21 protein-coding genes are annotated in these 21,595 nt (G+C 34.4%); 7 read left to right on the top strand and 14 right to left on the bottom strand.

Going from position 1 to position 21,595, the window contains the following annotated elements:
- The first annotated feature begins 16 nt into the window (after positions 1-16).
- Positions 17-427 (top strand): type II toxin-antitoxin system HicB family antitoxin, encoded by a 411-nt coding sequence (locus ACHRV5_RS13600; RefSeq protein WP_395427109.1) that lies wholly within the window; start codon positions 17-19, stop codon positions 425-427.
- 775 nt (positions 428-1,202) lie between these two features.
- On the opposite strand, the gene ACHRV5_RS13595 is transcribed toward ACHRV5_RS13600, so the two are convergent.
- Positions 1,203-2,234 carry a hypothetical protein gene (locus ACHRV5_RS13595; RefSeq protein WP_395427108.1) on the bottom strand — a complete coding sequence of 344 codons (1,032 nt, stop codon included), beginning with the start codon at positions 2,232-2,234 and terminating at the stop codon, positions 1,203-1,205.
- 64 nt (positions 2,235-2,298) lie between these two features.
- Complete coding sequence (locus ACHRV5_RS13590) at positions 2,299-3,831, bottom strand: sulfatase-like hydrolase/transferase (RefSeq protein ID WP_395427107.1); 1,533 nt, start codon at positions 3,829-3,831, stop codon at positions 2,299-2,301.
- Between the two features lie 662 nt (positions 3,832-4,493).
- Here ACHRV5_RS13590 and ACHRV5_RS13585 point away from each other — a divergent pair.
- From ACHRV5_RS13585 to ACHRV5_RS13575, 3 genes are all read left to right on the top strand, one after another.
- Complete coding sequence (locus ACHRV5_RS13585; RefSeq protein WP_053004175.1) at positions 4,494-5,249, top strand: LuxR C-terminal-related transcriptional regulator; 756 nt, start codon at positions 4,494-4,496, stop codon at positions 5,247-5,249.
- A 288-nt stretch (positions 5,250-5,537) separates the two neighbouring features.
- Positions 5,538-7,160, top strand: a complete 1,623-nt coding sequence (locus tag ACHRV5_RS13580) for an ELWxxDGT repeat protein (protein WP_395427106.1) — start codon at positions 5,538-5,540, stop codon at positions 7,158-7,160.
- 234 nt (positions 7,161-7,394) lie between these two features.
- The gene (locus ACHRV5_RS13575) at positions 7,395-8,291 is read left to right on the top strand and encodes a cyclase family protein (protein WP_395427105.1); all 897 of its coding nucleotides are present in this window, start codon (positions 7,395-7,397) and stop codon (positions 8,289-8,291) included.
- Positions 8,292-8,477: 186 nt separating this feature from the next.
- Here the strand turns inward: ACHRV5_RS13575 and ACHRV5_RS13570 are convergent, their stop codons facing one another.
- Both ACHRV5_RS13570 and ACHRV5_RS13565 read right to left on the bottom strand, forming a co-directional pair.
- Positions 8,478-8,693 carry a hypothetical protein gene (locus ACHRV5_RS13570; protein WP_395427104.1) on the bottom strand — a complete coding sequence of 72 codons (216 nt, stop codon included), beginning with the start codon at positions 8,691-8,693 and terminating at the stop codon, positions 8,478-8,480.
- A 70-nt stretch (positions 8,694-8,763) separates the two neighbouring features.
- The gene (locus tag ACHRV5_RS13565; RefSeq protein ID WP_047773416.1) at positions 8,764-9,033 is read right to left on the bottom strand and encodes a hypothetical protein; all 270 of its coding nucleotides are present in this window, start codon (positions 9,031-9,033) and stop codon (positions 8,764-8,766) included.
- 126 nt (positions 9,034-9,159) lie between these two features.
- Here ACHRV5_RS13565 and ACHRV5_RS13560 point away from each other — a divergent pair, with 126 nt between their 5' ends.
- Positions 9,160-9,486, top strand: coding sequence for a helix-turn-helix domain-containing protein (locus ACHRV5_RS13560; protein ID WP_395427103.1), 327 nt, complete (start codon positions 9,160-9,162; stop codon positions 9,484-9,486).
- A gap of 327 nt (positions 9,487-9,813) precedes the next feature.
- Here the strand turns inward: ACHRV5_RS13560 and ACHRV5_RS13555 are convergent, their stop codons facing one another.
- The gene (locus tag ACHRV5_RS13555) at positions 9,814-10,500 is read right to left on the bottom strand and encodes a DUF4386 domain-containing protein (protein WP_047773413.1); all 687 of its coding nucleotides are present in this window, start codon (positions 10,498-10,500) and stop codon (positions 9,814-9,816) included.
- Positions 10,501-10,891: 391 nt separating this feature from the next.
- Here ACHRV5_RS13555 and ACHRV5_RS13550 point away from each other — a divergent pair, with 391 nt between their 5' ends.
- Positions 10,892-12,241 carry a hypothetical protein gene (locus ACHRV5_RS13550; RefSeq protein ID WP_395427102.1) on the top strand — a complete coding sequence of 450 codons (1,350 nt, stop codon included), beginning with the start codon at positions 10,892-10,894 and terminating at the stop codon, positions 12,239-12,241.
- Positions 12,242-12,797: 556 nt separating this feature from the next.
- Here ACHRV5_RS13550 and ACHRV5_RS13545 read toward each other — a convergent pair.
- Positions 12,798-13,163, bottom strand: coding sequence for a lipocalin family protein (locus ACHRV5_RS13545; protein ID WP_047773410.1), 366 nt, complete (start codon positions 13,161-13,163; stop codon positions 12,798-12,800).
- 383 nt (positions 13,164-13,546) lie between these two features.
- Here ACHRV5_RS13545 and ACHRV5_RS13540 point away from each other — a divergent pair, with 383 nt between their 5' ends.
- Positions 13,547-14,137: a M15 family metallopeptidase gene (locus tag ACHRV5_RS13540; protein WP_395427101.1), complete on the top strand. Its 591-nt coding sequence runs from the start codon at positions 13,547-13,549 to the stop codon at positions 14,135-14,137.
- On the opposite strand, the gene ACHRV5_RS13535 is transcribed toward ACHRV5_RS13540, so the two are convergent.
- From ACHRV5_RS13535 to ACHRV5_RS13500, 8 genes are all read right to left on the bottom strand, one after another.
- Entirely contained in the window at positions 14,138-14,704 is a 567-nt protein-coding gene (locus tag ACHRV5_RS13535; RefSeq protein ID WP_230002470.1) for a hypothetical protein, read from the bottom strand.
- Between the two features lie 2 nt (positions 14,705-14,706).
- The gene (locus ACHRV5_RS13530; protein ID WP_395427100.1) at positions 14,707-15,888 is read right to left on the bottom strand and encodes a class I SAM-dependent methyltransferase; all 1,182 of its coding nucleotides are present in this window, start codon (positions 15,886-15,888) and stop codon (positions 14,707-14,709) included.
- A gap of 2 nt (positions 15,889-15,890) precedes the next feature.
- The gene (locus ACHRV5_RS13525) at positions 15,891-16,982 is read right to left on the bottom strand and encodes an AI-2E family transporter (RefSeq protein WP_230002468.1); all 1,092 of its coding nucleotides are present in this window, start codon (positions 16,980-16,982) and stop codon (positions 15,891-15,893) included.
- Between the two features lie 113 nt (positions 16,983-17,095).
- The gene (locus tag ACHRV5_RS13520) at positions 17,096-18,058 is read right to left on the bottom strand and encodes a zinc metalloprotease (protein WP_395427099.1); all 963 of its coding nucleotides are present in this window, start codon (positions 18,056-18,058) and stop codon (positions 17,096-17,098) included.
- A 416-nt stretch (positions 18,059-18,474) separates the two neighbouring features.
- The gene (locus ACHRV5_RS13515; RefSeq protein WP_395427098.1) at positions 18,475-19,434 is read right to left on the bottom strand and encodes a zinc metalloprotease; all 960 of its coding nucleotides are present in this window, start codon (positions 19,432-19,434) and stop codon (positions 18,475-18,477) included.
- Between the two features lie 159 nt (positions 19,435-19,593).
- A complete protein-coding gene (locus tag ACHRV5_RS13510) occupies positions 19,594-20,088 on the bottom strand; it encodes a TrmH family RNA methyltransferase (RefSeq protein ID WP_047773395.1) in 495 nt (164 codons plus the stop codon).
- Positions 20,089-20,098: 10 nt separating this feature from the next.
- The gene (locus tag ACHRV5_RS13505; protein ID WP_395427097.1) at positions 20,099-20,737 is read right to left on the bottom strand and encodes a DUF4159 domain-containing protein; all 639 of its coding nucleotides are present in this window, start codon (positions 20,735-20,737) and stop codon (positions 20,099-20,101) included.
- A gap of 146 nt (positions 20,738-20,883) precedes the next feature.
- Positions 20,884-21,594: a 16S rRNA (uracil(1498)-N(3))-methyltransferase gene (locus ACHRV5_RS13500; RefSeq protein ID WP_395427096.1), complete on the bottom strand. Its 711-nt coding sequence runs from the start codon at positions 21,592-21,594 to the stop codon at positions 20,884-20,886.
- Between the last annotated feature and the right edge of the window lies 1 nt (position 21,595).

Genomic DNA, 21,595 nt, shown 5'->3' with positions numbered 1-21,595 from the left:
ATTTTGAAAATTTATTATGGAAAAGAAAAATATTACTACGGTGATAGTTGAAAAAACAAGTACTGGTTTTTCGGCATACGTGAAAGAAATACCAGGATTAACTACAGTTGGCGGGAATCTATCGGAATTAAAGGAAAATTTCAATGAAGTTTTGCAATATCATGTAGATTATTTAAATGAGAAAGGGGAATCGCTAACGATTAAGGATTTCAATATCAACTATGTTGTTGATTTAGAACAAATATTTGAGTATTTTAATGTTATAAATAAATCAGCCTTTGCAGAACATTATGTTGGAATAAATCAAAGTTTATTCCGTCAATATACAAAAGGACTAGCTCCTTTATCAGGGGAAAAAATGGAGCAAATTTCAAAAGGTCTCCATAAACTAGCAAATGAAATAAGTGATTTAACGTTTTCATACTAATTAATTGTAGAACATTATTTTTCTAATTTTTTTATACTACAAACGCGCCCTCAATTGAAGTCTTTTGCTTTTAATTTTTAGGATATTACATCATTAATACAATCCGTTGGGTTTATTCGAATCAAGTTCAAAAGTTGTGGAATAATTTTTAGATTTCTTTTGTTAGAAGTAGCAGATCTTATACTTTTTCGCCACAGTTTTTTAAGTACCTAATTTTCCAACTTCTCGCTTTGACGATCTCGCAAAGACGCCAAGCCGCTAAGTTTTTCTCCTATTTTTAAGCTCCAATTTTCTGTTTTCTACTTTCTCACTTTGGATTTCTAAAAATGTTATAGAGTCTCAAAGTTTTTTTTTCTGTTTTTTCATTAATACTTTGCGATTTTGCGACTCTGCGAGATTTTTACTTCCCTACAACTTTTGGACTTGATCCTCCTTTACCAGCGTATAGTTAAAAAGTATAAAGCGATTAAGAAAAAATTACTTTTCCCTTAACCGCTTTATAACAAAAATTTAGATAAAAAGTTGTTTTCTATAACAATTCAATCACTAAAACCCATTGGCTACAATTAATTTTAGAACAAAGAAGTATAGTTAACAAAGCTTAAAAAAGACGTTTTACTAAAAAAACAAACCTAAGAACTATGTGAAAAAATTATAATTTTCTTCAAAAGTCTTAAACTGTTAGCCCAAAATCAATGTCTCTATGTGTTAAAAAAAATTAGCTAACAGTTTGATTAAAGTAAAACCTTAGTACGAGCCACTACTTAGTTTATTTCTAAACGCTAACTTTCGCAACAAAAGAAGAAACCACTTTAGTACCAGAATCATTCTCGGTGGTGTAAATCCCTAAAATGTTGTTTCTGTACACAGTATTAGCACTGGTAGCACTTGAATTCGGATACTCGATATCTACCCAGTTTGCCTCTCCAAATGACCCGTTAGAATTTCTGCGAACAGAAACAAACGATGCTCCGCCACCTTCTCCATTTGCAGAGATCCAGTCAGCCGGCATATTATAGCCATTATCTTCAGAAACGGTGATCCCTTCAAAATGAGTAATGATAGACAAAACAGTTTCATTCTTGTAGCTGAACGTTTTCAAATTACTGATTTTTCTGGTTTTAGCATTGTAATCAACAAGAAAAGCCTGGCTCAGTTTCCCCAAGTGAAGACTGGAATACCCTCCGGCTAGTGTATAACTATCGTCACCATTATGCCAGATACCATATAAAGTATTGGTTAGTGAATCAGGGAGTTTAAAATTTATACACTCTTTAGTTGTAGTATTATACAAGAAAGCATGGCCATTTTTATCGTTTTCGACATCATAATTGCCAACCGCAATTCCGCCCATGACACTATGAACAAAAACATTATTTGTATTCCCTCCGTTCGGGCTAACCTGTACCCAGGTTCCCGAGCCATCAACAGGGCCTTCATAATAAAAGCCGAGATTTCCGCTTGGAGCTTTATCCGTTGAGGTTGCCGTTTTATAAGAACCAACAATTTGCACCGTTCCATTTGGACCATTATTGGGCCCATAACAAGAAGTATTGTTAACTACTGCCGACGGTGTACTTGGAAAATTAACTACATACCATTTTCCATCGTTGCCACCACCCTTAAGAGGTCCTTCGTAAATTAATCCTTGAAGCGCATTATTCTGCCCCAATAAACTTCCTGAAATATAAACATTTTCAGATCCTGAAACGCCTCTTATTCCTTGTATGGTGGTTTGTCCGGTAGCCGGATTATTAAAATCGGTATAATGTACCGTACTAACTTCCAGATTTATATTTTCTGACATAATGTATAGGTTTTTAATATTAGTATTTGATTTGTATTTTTTGTGGGGTTTTCTAAAGCAGTTTTTAGTTGAACGTTGTCGTACTAAAAACATCTTTAGGCGCATTTACCCAAAGTTTTTCTACTTCAAGTTGATGCAATTGTTCTTCTAAATCTCTTCTGATTTCGCTGTAAGCAGGATCATAAGCCAAATTGGTAATTTCCAACGGATCATTGATCAGATCATACAATTCGTATTGTTTGAAAAAAGCAGTTGCAGCATCAAAGTAGTAATCGAATTTCCACTTTTCGGTTCTGATACAACGAATACGATTCGCCGCTCTGACGATGTTCCAATTATTATTCGATCCCGCTTTGATATCGTCATAAGTAAACAAAATACTATGCTGTACCGCAGTGTTATCCTCTATAACAGGCAACAAACTGGTACCCGCAAGTCCTGTTGGTGGATTTGATACATTGGCTATGTCAATAAAAGTCGGTAGAATATCTGCCAAAGTTGCTAAGGCCATGGAGTGTTTCAGATCGCGATCTTTAAATAATATTGGATTCGAAATAACAAGTGGTATTCTCAAAGCTTCTTCGTAAGCCACAAAAGTTTTCTGACGCAAACCACCATGTGCCAGCCCCATTTCACCATGATCGGAAGTCATCGTAACAATGGCGGTATCAGCCAATTTGTGTCCATTTTCGTCCTCTTTGTATAATTCTTTAATAAAATAACCAACTTCTTTGTCAACATGACTTAACAAATTGCCGTAGAAATTAATATAATTTAGCTTTTCCTCAGGAGTTGCAATAGCGCCCAGACCCAAAGCCATATTGATTAAAATCTGCTCCTGTGCCATTGGTTTTTTGTTTTCAAGTAAATTTTCACCCACAGTAGCAGGAAGCCCAATTTCTCTGCTTGACCAGCTATCCGGATGATATCCTGAAGTAGCCGCCGTGTTTGGATAAGCCAAAACATCATGAGGATTTACAAGGGAAAGGATCAGGCAATACGGTTTATGATCTCCTGTTGCTCTTTTCGCTTTTACTTCTTTTAAATATTTTATCGCCTCGGCAGTATATCGGGCATCGTGGTTGGCATATCCGCCTCCAAAATTAAGAGGGTTAACATCTTCACCCGCATCCGGAGCAACCCAGCCCATTGCACCATACAAGGAGAGATCTGCAGCTGTTAAATCTTCATAGTTTGTTTTAGTACCATTTGGCGCTACTCCTTTACTCATATGCCATTTGCCTCTGTATTGTACGTCATACCCATCTGCCCAAAGCACATTCATGATATTCGGCAAAGAATTATCAAGTGTCGGTTCTTGTGGAGATAAAAGACCTCCTTCTGTTAACGTTTGGCTTACACCGTGTTTGGCAGGATAGATTCCTGTAAATAAGGTTGTGCGACTGGGAGAACACATACAGGTATTGCAAAAAGCCCTGTCGAAACTAAATCCGTTCCTTTTTAGAAACGTAAGGGTAGGAAGATTTTTTTCCTCCCATCCCGGTGGGAAATGTTGTGTGGCCCGTTGCTCATCTGTAATGATAAGGATCATGTCAGGCTTTTCGCCAATTTGGGAAAGTTTTTCTTTTAAGTTCATTGTTTGTTGTTTTAATGGTTAATAAAAAAATGTAATTCTATAAGCACAGATAGGTGACACCTATTGTTAATCAATTTGAGATCAGCAAAAAAATAAGTTGTTTTGGAATTTTCCTGAAGAATATAGGCGTGGGAGATTGGTATTGAAGGTATTCTAATTGAGCCTAATAACCATAAACAATAATTTTGTTCTTAATCTTATAACACACATTTTAGAAAGCATCGGTTTTTTATACTTCGATAAAATAGAAGCGTTCTGTCTTTATTATTTTTAAAATAATGCAGGTAAAAAATGTCAACTTAGTAAAAATCTATTTGGTAAAATCTACTAAGTCTAAAATTTGCTAGTTGTTGATATACAACGTACTACAAGCTCGTAATGTAGTGTTGGTGTGTTATTTATAAGAATAAAATTACAATAAGAAACTAGACCCACGTAACGTATAAATACCTGTTTTACAGCGGTATAATAAAAAAGTAAAACAGCTTTAGGTTCAAAACAATAGAGAATTTGGATTGAAAAAGTAGCGCAGCTGTAAAAAGTTGATTTTGAAGTTCAGCAATAGGGCATTCTGATTTTCTAATTTGGGTCTAAAAGTTTTGTTTTAACATTTTTTTATGTTAATTTGTTAAACAAATAAATGATTTAGTAAACAAATCGATATGCTTCCCGAAATAGAAAATCTACATAATGTTTGGCAGGCCAATCGAACTGCTAAAATTTCACCGGCCCACCAAATTTCTTTTAATGATCTTACCAATTCTATTATCAGTAGTGGGCCTTTTTCGTTCTATATAATTGATTTTTTCGACATGTCGCTTTCTTACATCAGTCCGTCTCTGTATGAGATGCATGGCTTTGATCCGGATACTTTAACTTTTAATGATGTATTAGGAGCAATTCATCCCGATGATATTAATTTTGTAATAAGGGCAGAAGGTTTTTTGACCCGTTTTTTTTCAGATAAAATAGATCGTAGTAAATTATTGAGTTACAAAATAAGCTATTGTCACAGGGCCAGGCTTCAAAATGGGGAGTATGCTTTGTTCAATCACCAAGCCGTAATGCTGACAATGGATGACAATGGAGGTTACGGAAAATCGTTGAATATACATACGGCAATTGATCATTTAAGTACACACAATACCTACAGAATATCTTTGATCGGTCTCAACGGAGAACCCTCTTTTATGAATTTATCTATAGACGAAGACGATCAGGAATTAAAGGAATTTTCAAAAAGAGAGATTGATATAATTAAACTGATCGCCAACGGTTTAAATAATACGGAAATTGCAGAGAAACTGTTTATTAGTCCATTAACAGTAAAAAAACATCGCACGAATATTTTGGCCAAATCAAATTGTAAAAACTCCGCGCAGCTTATTAAGAACTGCATTCTTCAAGGTATAATTTAATTTCAGATTATGAAAAATACTCCAAAAGGAGTATTTTTTTTGCTTTTGTTAAGCTTTAATTTTGATGATGTAATGATGCTGTTTTTTCTGTCTGGAATAGGAAAATCTAAAATGTAATCAAACAATTAAGCTAAAAACCAAGAGATGAAAAAAAACTACTTTTTACTTCCTTATTTTAAACGTACAGTATTTATAAGCTGTATTCCGATGGTATGTGAACCTGCTATTCAAAATGGAATAGAGGATGACAAAAGAGATAAATACAGATCAATCTTAAAATTTTAAAAAATGAAAAATGTATTGATTCTTATTCTTTTGTTGGGTTTCGCAAAAGTAAATGCTCAGGAACTTATACTGGATATAAGAGAAGGTTATGAAAGTTCAGGGCCGGGTAATTTTTGCAGTAACAATGGATTGCTTTTTTTTACGGCTATGGACGGAAATGTATATGGCGAATGTGAACTTTGGAAAACCGATGGAACCGTTGAAGGTACAGTAATGATAAAAGATATCAATCCGACCGCCGGAGCGATCAGAGCCAATAATAGCTTGGTAGCCATGAATGGTTTTGTTTATTTTCCGGCCAATGACGGTGTTCATGGTTTAGAATTATGGAAAAGTGACGGCTCCGCAGCAGGAACAGTATTAGTAAAAGACATTCAATCCGGACCAGCCGGATACGGTATTTGGAATTTATGTGTAATGAATAATGTGCTGTATTTTAGTGCAGATGATGCTGTTCACGGCAGAGAATTATGGAAAAGCGATGGTACAACCGCAGGAACTGTAATGGTAAAAGATGTTCTTCCGGGAGAGTATAACGGTTTTTTTGATACACAAAGTGAATTCGGAATACTGGATGATTTTTTATATTTTAATGCCAGAGATGCAACCAATATTACCTCACAATTATGGAAAACAAATGGTACAGAACAAGGAACAACAAAGGTCAGTAAGATTTTAGTTGAAAAGAATAAAAAGTTAAAAGCATTCAATGGCAAAATTTATTTTAGTGGTTGTGAAAATTGCGAACTTACAGGGGAAGAATTATGTGTAAGCGACGGAACAGAATCAGGAACAAAACTACTAAAAGATGTAAATACAAGTTTTAGTGGCAAAGGCAGATCGGCTCCGACAATGTTAATAGAATACGATGGAAATTTGTTTTTTACCGCCACAGACAATGTTTATGGGAATGAATTATGGAAAACAGATGGTACAGAAGCAGGAACAAAATTGCTAAAAGATATCTATTCCGGTTCAGGAAGCTCCTTTCCAAACAATTTGAGAGTATATAATAATTCGGTTTATTTTTTTGCATATAGCAACGAAGGAAGGACGCTGTTCTGGAAAACGGATGGTACTGAAGAAGGAACAAAAGCATTAACTACCAGTGCAACAAGTTTCAGTAGCTCACTCGCAGTCTTTAAGAACAAGCTATATTTAGGAGCAAGCGACGGTATTGTAGGAACAGAACTATGGGAAAGTGACGGTACTTCAGCAGGAACCAGGCTATTGAAAGACATTCAGCCGGCAGGGATAACTGTAGGAGCCTCTTCTTATCCGGAGGGATTTTATAATCATGACAATAAAATGCTGTATTTTTTAGCAGATAATGGTAGAACAGGAAAAGAATTATGGAGATTAGACGGGACAAATCTTAAAGTAGCTTCTTTTGAAACGGCTAAAATTTCAATTTTCCCAAATCCTTCCTCCTCAATACTAAATGTACAATTGATAAATAATGAGGAAGTTAACAAGATAACAATAACCGATTTATCAGGTAGAAAAGTAAAAGAAGAAAAAGGAAACCACACTAAAATTAATATCGAGAATTTGCCAAGTGGAATATATATAATGGATGTTTATACAGGGAATTCAAAAGTTTCTAATAAATTTATTAAAAAGTAAAAGCAAACTTGTGTAGCCTAAACGAGGTAAGGACCATTTAAAAGCACAAAAAAGCATGAGTTTTTTATCTAAATTCGACAAAGTAGCCGTCTCTTTTTTGGGACGGCTTTCTTCGTTTTATTCTTTTATGTTTTTAGAATTTTTCGATATATTTGTAAGTAACGCCAGTAAAAAAAAGCACTACTGAGAGCTGATAGTGAGACGTTAGAAGTACTAAATAATTGATAATTACTTATGGATAAAAGAGTAAAATTTGATTTCGAAATTTATTTCACAAACGGTGGAAGCATTAAAGGAGAGGACTTTCGACTTGACATTTCAGGAGACACAATTTCAGATAAAGAACTTGCCGATTATATTGTCGAAGATTTACGACTGCTTATGGTTGGGCAAACTAAAATACTGAATAAAGAGGTTTTTAACGAAGCACATAAAAGAAAGCCTGTTAATGAAAAATCAGGAACAGAACTACTAATTGATTTGAGCCACACTATTGAGGATGGACTTGTAACTTATAAAGGATTGCCGGCACCCATTGTTTGCGATTATTTGAGCCGAGAAAACTCAAAGCAGTTTTATGAAGAAGGCACTCAGTTTCAAATTGGAAAAATTGAAATGGTGACCAATACTGGAACCTACCTCGATTGCCCATTTCACAGATTTGAAAACGGAAAAGATCTTTCTGAAATTGGACTGGAACATTTGGCAGATCTTGATGCAATTGTAATCAGAGTCCCCTTCACTGAAACGCTGGAAATAACAGAAAATGAGTTGAAAAATTATGAAATAAGAAATCGGGCAGTTTTAATTCACACTGGTTGGGACAGTCATTGGAATACCGAAAAGTATTATGAGAACCACCCCTATCTTACGGAGGGAGCAGCCCGCTACTTAAAAGAGTGTGATGTTAAGCTCGTTGGTATCGACTCTCATAATATAGATTGCACCTCAGGAAAGACCAGACCCGTACACACGACACTTTTGGGAGCCGAAATCTTAATTGTCGAGCACCTTTGCAACCTGTCTTTAGTACCAACAGATGGTTTTACATTTAGTGCAATTCCCCCAAAATTTAAAGGAGTCGGCACATTCCCAGTGAGAGCAATGGCAAAGCTGACAAATAAAAGTTAAGCACTATATAGCCACAAATGGTAACTGTTCTAACGGTATCGTAACTTATTTATAAAAGGCCTTTGATTGTTTCCGCAATTTAATGGTGGCTTATTCTTTTAGATATCAAAAGAATAAGGAGCTTTTTAAGATGCAATTAAGGGTCTTTTCTATTTCATAAAGTTTTTGCCGTTATACCAAAGCAGATTAAACGTAATTTAGCTTATAAAAACACTCGTTATGATATTTAGTTCCTTCAATATATTGTTGAGGAGACATACCATACAACGGCATACTAAGGTCAAAATAGATTCCTTTAATCCTGTCGGAGACTTCCGGGCTATTTTCGCAGGAAGCAAATTGTTTTTTATGTAATTGTGTAAGAACTGAAGAATCTGTTTTTTCTAAATTTCTGTTTGGCATAGTTGGAGACTTTAAGTAGTTAAATGCTGATATTCATTTTTTGAGAACCAAACCGTTTTATACTTACTTTCTAAGTGGTTAAAACTTTAATTTTTTCAATAGCTATTTTATTATCGTTTGCAACCTCGACCAATGCAAGAAGAATATCATTCCTTAGAATTATTTTGTTTCTTACATTTCTGATAATTGTTTTACTAGGTGATTTATGACCTTTTTTAACTAAACATTCAATAGTTAATTCTACATAAGTATACGGTAAGTGCTCATCTATAAATTTGTAAGCTTTTTCGTTATGTGAATACTCATCTTTGATCTTATTATTTTTTATTAAATTTGACATATCTTTATTATTTATTACTTAATATGGTTATCGGAATTGTAAAAGTAAGAAAAATAATATATAAAAGATGTCTTTTATAATACAAAATGTACAAATAGTTCTAATTTATAACAATTTTGAAAGATTATGTATACTGAAAAATTAAGTAGATTTTTTAAAGGCAAAGGACTTAAGCAAAAAGAAGTTGGTCAAATTTTAGGCTTTAGTCCAGCAATGATTGGAAGATATCTACATGGAACTGCCAACATTAACTCAGAGTTTTTGATCAGTTTAAGTAAGAATTTTCCCGAGTTGGATTTGAATTCGCTTTTTATCGAGGATAAAAGGGAACTTGATACTGTTGGTGAAACAGGCGCGAAGTATGAAAGTGCAATTCTTACAGATATTATAGAAATTGAAGACAAACTACAATTGTTAAAGGAGAAATTAATACGTAGAAACCTCAAAGAGTAAAAAATAAGATATATGTTTCAGATTCTTTCTCGCGTTTATGCGGTGTAGAAATCTGTGCCTATTTATTGGAACAATCACCAATGTAAATGACCCGACGAATTGATTAGCGGGTAGTCGTTTTTTTCGTGGACAAAACTATTTTTGTTCGAGTATTTGCCTGCAGCAGTTTCTGTAAGCATAGAACAATAGGCTATTTTTTTGCTGTGAAAGAATATAGCTTCCTCAGTATATTTTGCATTCCTTAAATCATGAAAATGTTTATATTTTCGAACATTAAAAAATAAAGTGCAAGGGCAATGAGGCAAGGAAAATAGTATTGCAGCTTACTTACGCAATACTATTGTTTTTGACTCCCTTTATCAAAAGCCATAAAACCATTGCAAGTTCTGCAGTCGCAGATGTTATACCCACCAGAATCCCCGTTTTAGAGTGATACTCCGGGAAAAGGATAAAAGCGGTAGTATCTATTAAATAAGATAAACCACCAAGAATTAAAAGTATCCCCAATATTTTCGGGATAAATTTTGATTTATAAACTAATTGTCCAAAAGGAATGAGCCAAAGCCCCCAGAAAATTCCAATAATAACATTTCCATTCCCATACATTTTTAAGCTCAACATCGCCAACGTATTTTGTTGAATGGAAGAAAAGTTGGTCATAAAGTTTTCTTTCAGAATCAGTAGTAAATAGTATTCATTAAAAATAATGAAAAAGGCAATCGGAACACCCACCAGTACTAAAGCGACCAGAGTACGTGCCAAGTGTGCGCTGACATTCTTAAATAGATTGTACAAAGTCAAAGCTAAAAAGACAAATACCGTTTGACAGACTAAGTTACTAAAGACTCCAAATCGAAAGAGTAATTCATGATCTAGAATATTCTTTGCCGTCAAATTGATGTCGTTACTCACAAACAATTGTGTTGGAACATACATAATTCCAAAGGCACCCGTGATGGCAATTATTAAATACAATATACCGGCTATTCTTGCTGTTTTTTTGGCTGAGTTCATATTTTGAGTAGTTGGTTAAGGAGTAGACGACTACAATCGAAAAATGTTACAATCAGTTTTTTAAGAACATTTTATCAATGATCCGGATATGGAATACCCTTTTCGCAATCGCCTTAGATGGTTTTAGTGACACAACGAACTTTGTTTGTGTTTAAATTACTTATAAATTAATTAAGTAGTAACGTAAATTAATAAAATCCTTTCAATTATACATAGATATGGTTTAATGTGATAAAATTTAGCGAATTTTACTACAAATTAATATGAATTTGTTCTGGATAGAAGAAAATAATGATTAGTAGTAGTTTAGAAAGTTTTATTTATCGATAGAATAGAATTCATAGAGGGTCAGAAAGATGGTGAGGTATAACTTAAAATAAAAGGGAGAGCAATGAGAACAATAATTACCAGAGTGTTTGTTTTTTTTACCGGTTGTATGATTCAGGCACAAATCGTTCAGAAAATAGGAAATAATCCGACGCAACTTAATATCTCTGCCGCTTTAGAAGTGGAGTCTACCAATAAAGGCTTCTTGCCACCAAGAATGACGACAGCAGAAAGGAATCTTATTGTTTCTGCGGCAATTGGTTTGATTATTTATAATACTACAACAAACGTACTGGAAATATGGGATGGGAAGGTCTGGTACAATACTTCGGCTAGTGGACAGTACGTTCCGCTCGCAGGAGGCACTATGACTGGTTCACTATTATTGTCGGCAGACCCAACTTTAAATTTAGAGGCAGCTACTAAACACTATGTTGACACAAAAGTAGCAGCGGTTCCGGCAACGTCCGATGCAACCGCCACCGCGACAGGGAAAATACAATTAGCCGGAGATCTAACAGGTACAGCTGCACTTCCGACAATTAAAGCCGCTTCACTAACACAAGCAGGCAAAGTTCAATTGGCAACTGCAACAGAAACAACTTTGGGAACCTCCACAACAGTAGCGGTTCAACCAGCAGGATTGAAAGTGGAATTGGATAAAAAAGCACCCATTGTAGCCCCAACATTCAGTGGTGATGCCAAAGCGGTCACAGCATTCGAAGGAGATGATGACACTTCTATTGCGACAACCGGTTTTGTAACGACAGCAGTAACCAATGGAAAAGACAATTTAGGAAATCATACCGCCACACAAGATTTGAATATAGCAGGTAAAAACCTTATTATGAAAGATCGGGCAACAGCAAATACTAAAGAGTTTCAATTATATAAAAATCTTGGAAGATTTACGATTTATAATAAAGACCGAAACTTCGATGAACTCTTTATTGACGAAACAACAGGAAGAACTACCTTAAGTTCATTAGCAATCACAAAAGGTTCAGACAGAGCAATTCCAATAATAGGTCAGGTTGCAACTGCAGCAGATGCAAGCGGTAATGTAGTTTGGAAACCAACAACAGAAACGTATTTTATTTATACATCCAATTCAAGTTTTACTTTGTCGACTACGATTAGTCAAGTGGTAATGACGGATCGACTTGCGGTCAATTTATCTCTTTACTTGCCTAATAATGCTAAACCCGGTATGTTGCACCGCATAATTAATTTATCCGATAAAACAGTTACCATTTATGCCGCTGATGATTCCGTTGGTGCACATGGTACTATAAATTATAACGTTTCTAATCTGAATCAATGGGAGTATGCCTTGCCAGGTTATCAAAAAGTAGAATTTGTTTTTTATGATAGTAAAGGAGGGTTGACTGTACCTTCTTGGTATACTTTTTAAACAAAATAAAATGGAGTATTACTTTATTTGAGTTGCCTTTCTACTTTAACTCAATGTCATTAAGTTAAAGACTATCAAAAAAAGCCACACACAGATTTTAGCGGAATCAAATAAAAAAAATCCGCGGAATGCCCAGAATCTGCGAGAAAAAAAATCATTAAGTTAAAGATTATCAAAAAAAGCCTCACGCAGATTTTAGCAGAATGAAAAAAAATCCGCAGAATCCCCAAAATCTACGTGAAAAAAAGTCATTAAGTTAAAGACTATCAAAAAAAGCCACACACAGATTTTAGCGGAATCAAATAAAAAAAATCCGCGGAATCCGTAAAATCCGCAAAATCCGCGTGAAAAAACAGCTCAACTTAATAGCACTAAACTAAAGCAAGAGAAAATCCAATAGGATGTTTCCACTCCTCATAATAGTCCAAAAGTTTAGTAGCCACCCAATTGATTGAATCAATTTAAACTACCAATAAATCATTTCAAATCAATATGATTATAATTAAGAAAATGAGGTATAAACGGTCTAATTTCAAATATAAAACAACTAAAAGCTTTAATCGACTACTTTTTTATACTCAAAAGTACCCAATGATTCGTAAGTCATAACTCGTTTCTGAGCATCAAAAGAATCGATTTGAAATTTTATAGGCATAAGAGTTGAAATGATGGTTAATTCGGAGTTATCATCAGAAAGTTTCCACTTGCCTTTTTTAATTTTGTCACCATTAATACTTTGAAATTCTCCGCCATCAGAAAAGACCTGATAAACCTGATCTGTTTTAAAGTAAGATTGAATGTCTTTTTCTTTTCCGTTTTGTGTCCATTTTACCAGTTGCCATTTTCCAACAAGTTCTTTCGAAGTTTGTGAATAGGCCGAAAATCCAATTGTACAAAGTAATAGTAATAGCAGTTTTTTCATCGTTTTGAGGTTTAAATTGAAAAATTAAATTTACTGATTTTTACGAATTAATTATGGCGATTTTTAGTAGAAAATTTTTGCCACTGATTAAAGGATTAAAATGATTTGGCCTATTTTACAGCTCCTAAAGAAATTAGAGAAAATTAGTGTAATTCGTGGCAAAAATGCTCCTGATTTCAGGTCAAAAAAGCTATACTCTTTCTATAATTATAAATTTAAAGAGACCCTTAGAGTGCAGTCGGTAGCTTATTTTGCGTGATGTCAGATGAAATTTTATTAAATTCGTTGCCGTCGGTCTATTTTTAATTTTGCAACAATCCATTATGAAGTGTTTATCCCTTAAAAAATTTCTCTTGTGTGGCGCTTTTTTCTTCGTTCTTTCAATGCAGGCGCAGCTAGAATGTTATACTTCGGATACTGTTGTAGCCGACACAACGTTTGTCAATTTGAAAGACTACAGTAAAGAGTTTGTGTATGACATGAAATATGCTACTGAAGATAATTTCCTCAAAGCCAAAGTGTACGATTGTGCAGAATGCCTTTTGCGATTAAAGACAGTTCAGGCCTTAGTCTCGGCCAATAAAGATTTTATGAAAGACGGTTATAAAATCAAACTTTTCGATTGTTATAGACCTTTATCGATTCAAAAAAAGATGTGGGAGATTGTGTCAAATGCGGAGTATGTTGCTGATCCAAAAAAAGGCTCCATCCACAATAGAGGAGGAGCCGTTGATATTTCACTTGTTGATGCAACCGGAAAAGAACTGGATATGGGAACTCCTTTTGATTTTTTCGGAATTCAGGCAAGCCATAACTATACGAAACTTTCAAAAAAAGTGCTTTCCAATAGAAAATACCTTAAAAAAGTAATGGTGCGAAATGGCTTTAATTCTTTTGACTCAGAATGGTGGCATTATAATTTAAAAACAGGTTTAAAAGATGCGGTTTCGAATCAGAAATGGAAATGCGAGTAGTTATTCCACACATCTGATATTGTCCATGAAATAGGTATTTGGATGATAGGTTTTAGCATTCATTTCAGATACCAGGTCCGCTTTTAGAATATAATCTTCAGTGTTCGTCAAGTATTTAATACGCATAATCGAAACCGGAGATTTTTTGAGGTCTTCATAATTGTCTTTTAAGAACATAAAAATACCGGTATTAACACGATTGTCAAAACCTTTTTCGTCATGAATAAGGGTACCGCAACTTTCTTGATTGATATGTTTTAAAGTAACTATTTTTCCGTTTTCCAATTGTAGATATACTTTTGAATTTGGATCAAAACAATTCGCTTTTATAAAGTCTTTGCTTTTTTGGATAAGTTGAAAATTTAAGGTTGGCAAACCATCTGTTTGCGCTAGTGTAAAGAAAACATAACTGAAGCTTCCTCCAAAGTACTTCTCGCTCATCAGGTATTCATTTGTTACTTTATAGGTACCAATGGAATCGTTTACGTTTGCGCTGTATTCGCATGGTTTTTGTGCAAATGCTGTAAAGGTTAATAGAAAAAAAGTTAGTGTAATTAGTTGTTTCATTGTTAAGTTATTTTTCTGCAAATTAAAACTATTTTGTTATCATTTTTATCAGTTGTGAAAAAACAATAAAGATTTCCTCCGTTTTTTATTTTCCATTTTTTTCTAATGTTTTCGACCGTGTCAGGAAAATTTCTTGTGGTAACATTTGCCTGCTGGTTTAACAATTCCGTTTTCATATCATTTTTGTTGTATGAAATGGTTTTTTCGATCTCAAAAACTCTTCCGGGAAAATCGATTAATTCCGTTGCGGTATACAAATGAGAATGTTTATGGAGTTTGTTTATTTTAAAAGCGGCACTAACTTCATCAAAACCACCCGATTTCATAATCGCCGAATTGGGTTCGTACAAATATTTTTGAGGTAAATGATAGGTCGGGAAATCACCATCATGATCTAAAACAAATTCAAATGTTTCCGTTTTATCCTTTAAAATATTAGCAGTTTTAATTGTTATTGGACCTGAATAGTGATTGTGAATTTCAAAAAGTAACTCTTTGACTTCATTTTCAAGCGCAATAATATGAATGTTTTTTACAAATTTCAATTCAGATAAACCTGCTGAAATGTCTAATAGCGGAGCCGTTTTTATTAAAATTGAATTTGTTTTTTCGAAATAAAAAGGAAGTAATTCGGGAACATTAGGCAAACAATCCTTGAGCATAAAAACCTTACCCTTTGCATCATTTCTTCGCGAGGGATCAATATACATCCAATCCCATTTTTGATCGGATTCGCTTAAAACAGTAGTAGAATCTGCCGCATAAAAGCTGCAGTTTTTAACGCCAAGTTGTTTGAAATTATGTTGTACTATAGCCGATAAATCTGCATTGATCTCACAATGTGCTATCGTATTGAAATTTTTTGCAAAATAATAGTCATCTACCCCAAAACCTCCTGTAAGATCTATTAAAGTGGCTCCGGAAATTAAAGATGTTTTATAGACAGCCGTTTTTTCAGATGAAGTTTGCTCTACTGAAATTTTACTCGGATAAATAATATTTTCTGTAGAAAACCAGGTTGGCAGTTTATCTTTTGCCTTAGATTTGGCTTCAATTTGATTTAAAATTAATATCCAGTCCACCTCAGGAAACGGATTTTTCTGGAGTGCTAATTTTGAAATCGAGACACCACTATTTTGAGTTATAAAGTCTTGAATAGGTTTGCTTAAAATAGAAGTGTTCAATGCTAAATTCTTTCGGTTAATACGGAGACAATTTTGTTGTTAGGAAAAAATTCTTTTAAAATTACTTTTAGCATTGTAAATACCGGAATAGCGATGATCATGCCGACAATTCCAAAAGTAATTCCACTGATTAAAATAACCAGAAATATTTCTAACGGGTGCGAATTTACACTTTTTGATGAAATTATAGGTTGACTGATGTTATTATCGATGGCCTGAACAACCAAAAATCCAATGATTACATAAATGGTAGTAGGTAAAATTTCGGATTGAAAGTCTTTACCAATTAAACTGATCATCGTTAGAATTCCTGCTAAAGTGGTTCCTATAATTGGACCCACATACGGAATCACGTTTAAAATGGCGCACAAAAATGCGATAACAAATGCATTTTTATTTCCGAAAATGATCAGAACAATTAAATAAAGGATAAATACTACGGTTAACTGTAATAGCAAACCAACAAAATATCGGGTTAGTAAATGGTTTATTTTAGTAATCGAATTTAGAATTTTATCCTCATTGGTATCTGGAAGAACCCTTCTGGCCTGATCTTTAAAAGTATCCTGATCTTTGATGAAAAAGAACGTAATAAAGAATACAGAAACCAGTCCCATCCCCATATCAGCCATGAATCCCATAATTGAGTTTATAAAACGGGTAAAATAGCTAAAATCGAACATGGAAGTTATTTTAGATTCTTTCAGTACTTTGTTTAAATCTACATGTTGAATGTTAAAATAAGTTTCGATACTTTTTTCGGTCTCTACAAATTGCTGCTGCAAATGATTGGTGTCTAATAAAGACAGATTATTGGCCTGAGAAATGATTAAGGGAACAAAAAGCAGTATAAAACCAACCATCATTAGGATGAAAAATAAGATTGTGGTTGATGCGGCTAACGAATTGCCGAATTTTAATTTATTTTTTAAAAACTGAACCAAAGGGTTTGCAATCAGGCACAATATCAGGGATATACAGAGGTATACGATTACGGTTTGTATTTCGTATAAAAAGTATAAGAGTGCTCCGGTAATTAATATGGTAGCAAGAGCTCTTAAAATTCCGTTAGATATTGTTTTTGATGTGATCATGTTGGGTCTTTAAAGTTCAAGTAAATATAAGAAAAGCTTTTTAATTTAATAGGAAACATAAAAAAAGCGGGATGAAACCATCCCGCTTTTAAGTATATTTTTCAATTTTTGGTTTAGATACCAAAAGCTGCTCTTGGTCCGCCAGTTACAAAAATAGCAGCCATTCTGTTTTTTTGTCCAGTAGAGAACATGTACATACCAGCATCGTCAGTATAGTCCATGTAGTTCATTGTCATTTCTACAGGAGTTCCAGAACAAGTGCTTAAGTGTGGGTAAGCAGGTACTCCGTAGTTTGCTGTATTGTGTGTTGGTGTATCAGATACTAAATCGCTTCCACAATTTGCATCTCCCCAGATGTGACGTAAATTCATCCAGTGACCTACTTCGTGAGTTCCAGTTCTACCTAAATTGTAAGGAGCACTTCCAGAACCGGATAATCCAAAATATTTTGTATCGATTACAACACCGTCTGTAGCAGAAGATCCTCCAGGAAATTGTGCATATCCAAGGATTCCACCACCAATTTTACAAGCCCATAAGTTAAGTTTTGTTGTTGGAGTTGTTGGATTTAAACCACCTTGAGCTGTTTTTTTCATAGCATCATTAGTTCCCCAAGAAGTTTTTGTTGTAGATTTTCTGTTAATTTTATCTAAAACAAACGAAATTCCTACATTCGCTTTCACACCTGCAAATAGCGCTGGTACACTATTGTAGTCTGAATTTAAAGCATTAAAATCTTTGTTTAAGACATCAATCTGAGATTGAATTTGTGCATCAGAAATGTTTTCTGCAGTAGTTTTGTATAAAACATTTACTACAACAGGAATTTGCACTTTACCGTTTACCAATTTGCCAACACGGCCACTTAGAAGTTGTTCTGTAGTAAAAGCTTCAATTTGATTCATTCTGATCGCTAAAGTTGGATCAGCTTTTAATTGAGCTGTTAATACGTCTTGCGATGCACATCCGCGAAGGGCAATCGCACTAGCTTCCGGGTTAGAAGCTTCAGTTGTTTGGTCATTTTGACATGAAAACAGCAAAAGTGCTGTAAATGCAGATAAAAAAACTTTTTTCATAATAAAAGGGGTTTTTGTTATATTATTGTTGATTAGTTAAACAATATGGCAATTTTATAACTAAATATTTATTGTAACAAAAATTTTACAATAAATATTTTGTGAGAAATTTACAATCCCTTGTATAGTCTAGTTCTTACTAAAAAAAACGCAATTTTTTTAAGGTGTTATTTCTTACAAATTGATATTTTTGATTTCTATAACGTTCATTATGCATTTGTTAGCGAGTCAATTTATAAGAATAATCGGATGGGTGAATTTTAACATTTTGAGTTGAATTTTTATCCGTTTGACTTCTTTTGAAAGTGATTTTTATTATTTTTAGAAAGTCCCGTGTTTTTATTACAACATACCCGATAAAAAAAAAGCGAGATGTCGTACATCTCGCTTTTTTTTTAAAAAATTCTTTTGTTATTTTATAGAGCATAAGCAGCTCTAACACCACCAGTAGCAAATATAGCAAGCATTCTGCTTTTTTGTCCATTAGAGAACATATACATAGAGTAGTTATTAGTATAATCCATGTAGTTCATCGTCATTTCTACAGGAGTTCCTGCACAAGTGCTGTAGTGTGGATAGGCCGGTGCACCGCTATTTGAAGTATTGTGAGTAGGAGTGTCTGCTACTAAGTCGCTTCCGCAAGTTGTATCTCCCCAGATGTGACGTAAATTTGCCCAGTGACCTACTTCGTGAGTACCAATTCTTCCTAAGTTGTAAGGAGCATTTGCTGCACCCGATAATCCGAAGTTTTTCGGATCAAGCACTACGCCGTCAGTTGCAGCTGAACCTCCCGGAAATTGCGCATAACCAAGAATTCCTCCACCAATAGGGCAAGACCAGATATTAAGTTTTGTAGTAGGTGAAGTTGGGTTTAAACCACCTTGAGCTGTTTTTTTCATAGCGTCATTAGTCCCCCAAGAAGTTTTTGTAGTAGATTTTCTGATAACCTGATCCAATACAAACGTGATTCCTACATTTGCTGTTACGCCCGCAAAAAGAGCCGGAACACTACCTATGTCAGAGTTTAACGCATTAAAATCTTTGTTTAAAACATCGATTTGCGATTGAATTTGCGCATTTGAGATGTTCTCAGCAGCGGTTCTGTATAGTACATTTACGACTACATGAATGGTAACAGGACCTGCCATTGCACGACCAGTTGGGTTTGAAAGCGCTTGCTTAGCCGTGAAGGCTTCGATTTCGTTCATTCTGATAGCCAATGTCGGATCAGCTTTTAGTTGTGCTTCTAATACTTCTTGTGTGGAACATGCCAGACGATCCTGGGCAGCAGTTTCTACTTTTGAAGACTCAGTTTGATCATTTTGACAAGAAAGCATCAAAAGAACTAATAATGATGATAATAATACTTTTTTCATAATAATAGGGGTTTTTTGTTATAATTATTGGTTTTAGTTAAACAATAATGCAACTTTATGACAAAAAATTATTGTAAAAAAATATTTACACCAAAAAAATATGTAAGAATTTTACAATCCCTTGTATAGCGTAGTTCCTACAAAAATAAAACGAAATTATTAAGAAGTAAATTCATACAAAGCAATACTCGCCGCTTGTACAACATTCATACTGCTGTTGTTCCCAAACATGTTGATGTGAACAATTTGATGTGCTATTTTTAATAATTCGTCTGAAATTCCATCAATTTCACTGCCTATTAAAAGAGCAATTTTTTTGTTTTCCGGAATTTGGACTTCTCTAAGAGGTTTACTATTGCTGGCAATTTCCAAAGCAATAATTTCGAAGTCGTTTTCGATTAAATAAGGAATTAAATCGTCTGTTTTTTCAATTATACTATGAGGTACATGAAGATGTGTACTTCTGGAGGTTTTGTTTATTTTTCGGGGTGTCAGGGGGATGTCCTTTCCTAAAAAGATAATGTTTTCCACTCCAAAAGCTTCTGAAATTCTAAAAAGAGAGCCAATATTCTGCTGAAAATAGATATGATCGCACACTAAGGTTATCGGAAACGTTTTTCTTTCAAATTGATTTTCTTCGTGAGTTAGCTGCACTTCTTAAGGATTAGTTGGTAAAAATATAATTGATAATGTTTGCTCCCATTTTTAAAGCTTTGTCTCTAACGGCAGCAGGGTCGTTGTGTACTTCGGGGTCTTCCCATCCATCACCTAAGTCACATTCGTAGGTATATAACAGGACTAATTTGTTGTCGATAAAAATCCCGAAAGCCTGCGCACGGGTTCCATCGTGTTCATGAATTTTTGGAAGTCCGTTGGGAAACGGAAAAGGCTTTTGAAAGATAGGATGATTAGCCGGAAGTTCAATCAGATTATTGTTGGGGAATATTTTTTTGATTTCTTTTCGAATGTATTGATCCATTCCAAAATTATCATCAATATGAAGGAAACCGCCACCGGTTAAATAATTTCTTAAATTGCTTACATCGCTGTCGCTGAAAACCACATTTCCGTGTCCCGTCATATGTACAAACGGGTAGGAGAGTAAATCAGGATTGCTCGGTTCAACCGTAGAGGGTTTTGGTTTTATTCGGGTGTTGATGTTTGCATTGCAAAACTGAATTAAATTGGGCAACGAAGTAGGGTTTGCATACCAATCGCCACCACCACTGTATTTTAATAAAGCAATTTCCTGAGAAAAAGAAGAAACAGAAACGAGTAATAATAAGTAGAGTATTTTTTTCATACAAGTATAAATTATTCAGGTATTTTCCCTTTAGCATGCATTATTCTTGTCGTTTCGACGAAGGAGAAATCGCACTGGCTAAACACACAGTTGGTGATAATTTGGATATGATTTCTTCTTCGTCGAAAGGACAGAACTAAATTTATTTATGATTTTTCATTAAAAAAAACAACACTATGGCAGGCAACAATTGCTGCTGTTTCAGTTCGCAAACGGGTATTGCCCAAAGTAACAGGTTTAAAATCGTTTTCTAAAGCCAAAGCAATTTCTTTTTCTGAAAAATCTCCTTCAGGCCCGATCAGTAAAGTTACATTCTGGTTGGGTTGCAATACTTCTTTGAGTGATTTTTTATCCGTTTCTTCGCAATGAGCGATCAATTGTAAACCTTCCTTTTTTTGTTTAATGAATTCCTTAAAAGAAATGGCAGGATTTAACTTTGGTAAAAAAGTTTCATTGGATTGTTTCATTGCCGAAAGAATGATTTTTTCAAATCGTTCCGGATTTATTGCTTTTCGCTCTGAGCGATCGCAAAAAACAGGAGTGATTTCCTGAATTCCAATTTCAGTGGCTTTCTCTAAAAACCATTCGTAACGGTCATTCATTTTGGTCGGTGCTACAGCCAAATGCAAATGAAATTTAGGTTCAGCTGCTTTTTTAACAGAAAGAACCTGCACCGTACATTTGTTGTCGGAAGCCAGAGTAATTTCTGTTTCAAACAAAAGACCGACACCATTTGTAACATGTAAAATGTCCGAATCTTGTTTGCGTAAAACTTTTATAATGTGTCGGCTTTCTTCTTTGTCAAAAGAAAAGCTTTCTGTAGTTTCGTCTATATTCGGATTGTAAAATAATTGCATA

It is taken from the genome of Flavobacterium sp. FlaQc-52 (assembly GCF_044007495.1).
Taxonomy (GTDB): Bacteria; Bacteroidota; Bacteroidia; order Flavobacteriales; family Flavobacteriaceae; genus Flavobacterium; species Flavobacterium cupriresistens.
This window is presented reverse-complemented; position numbering and strand designations above follow the sequence as displayed.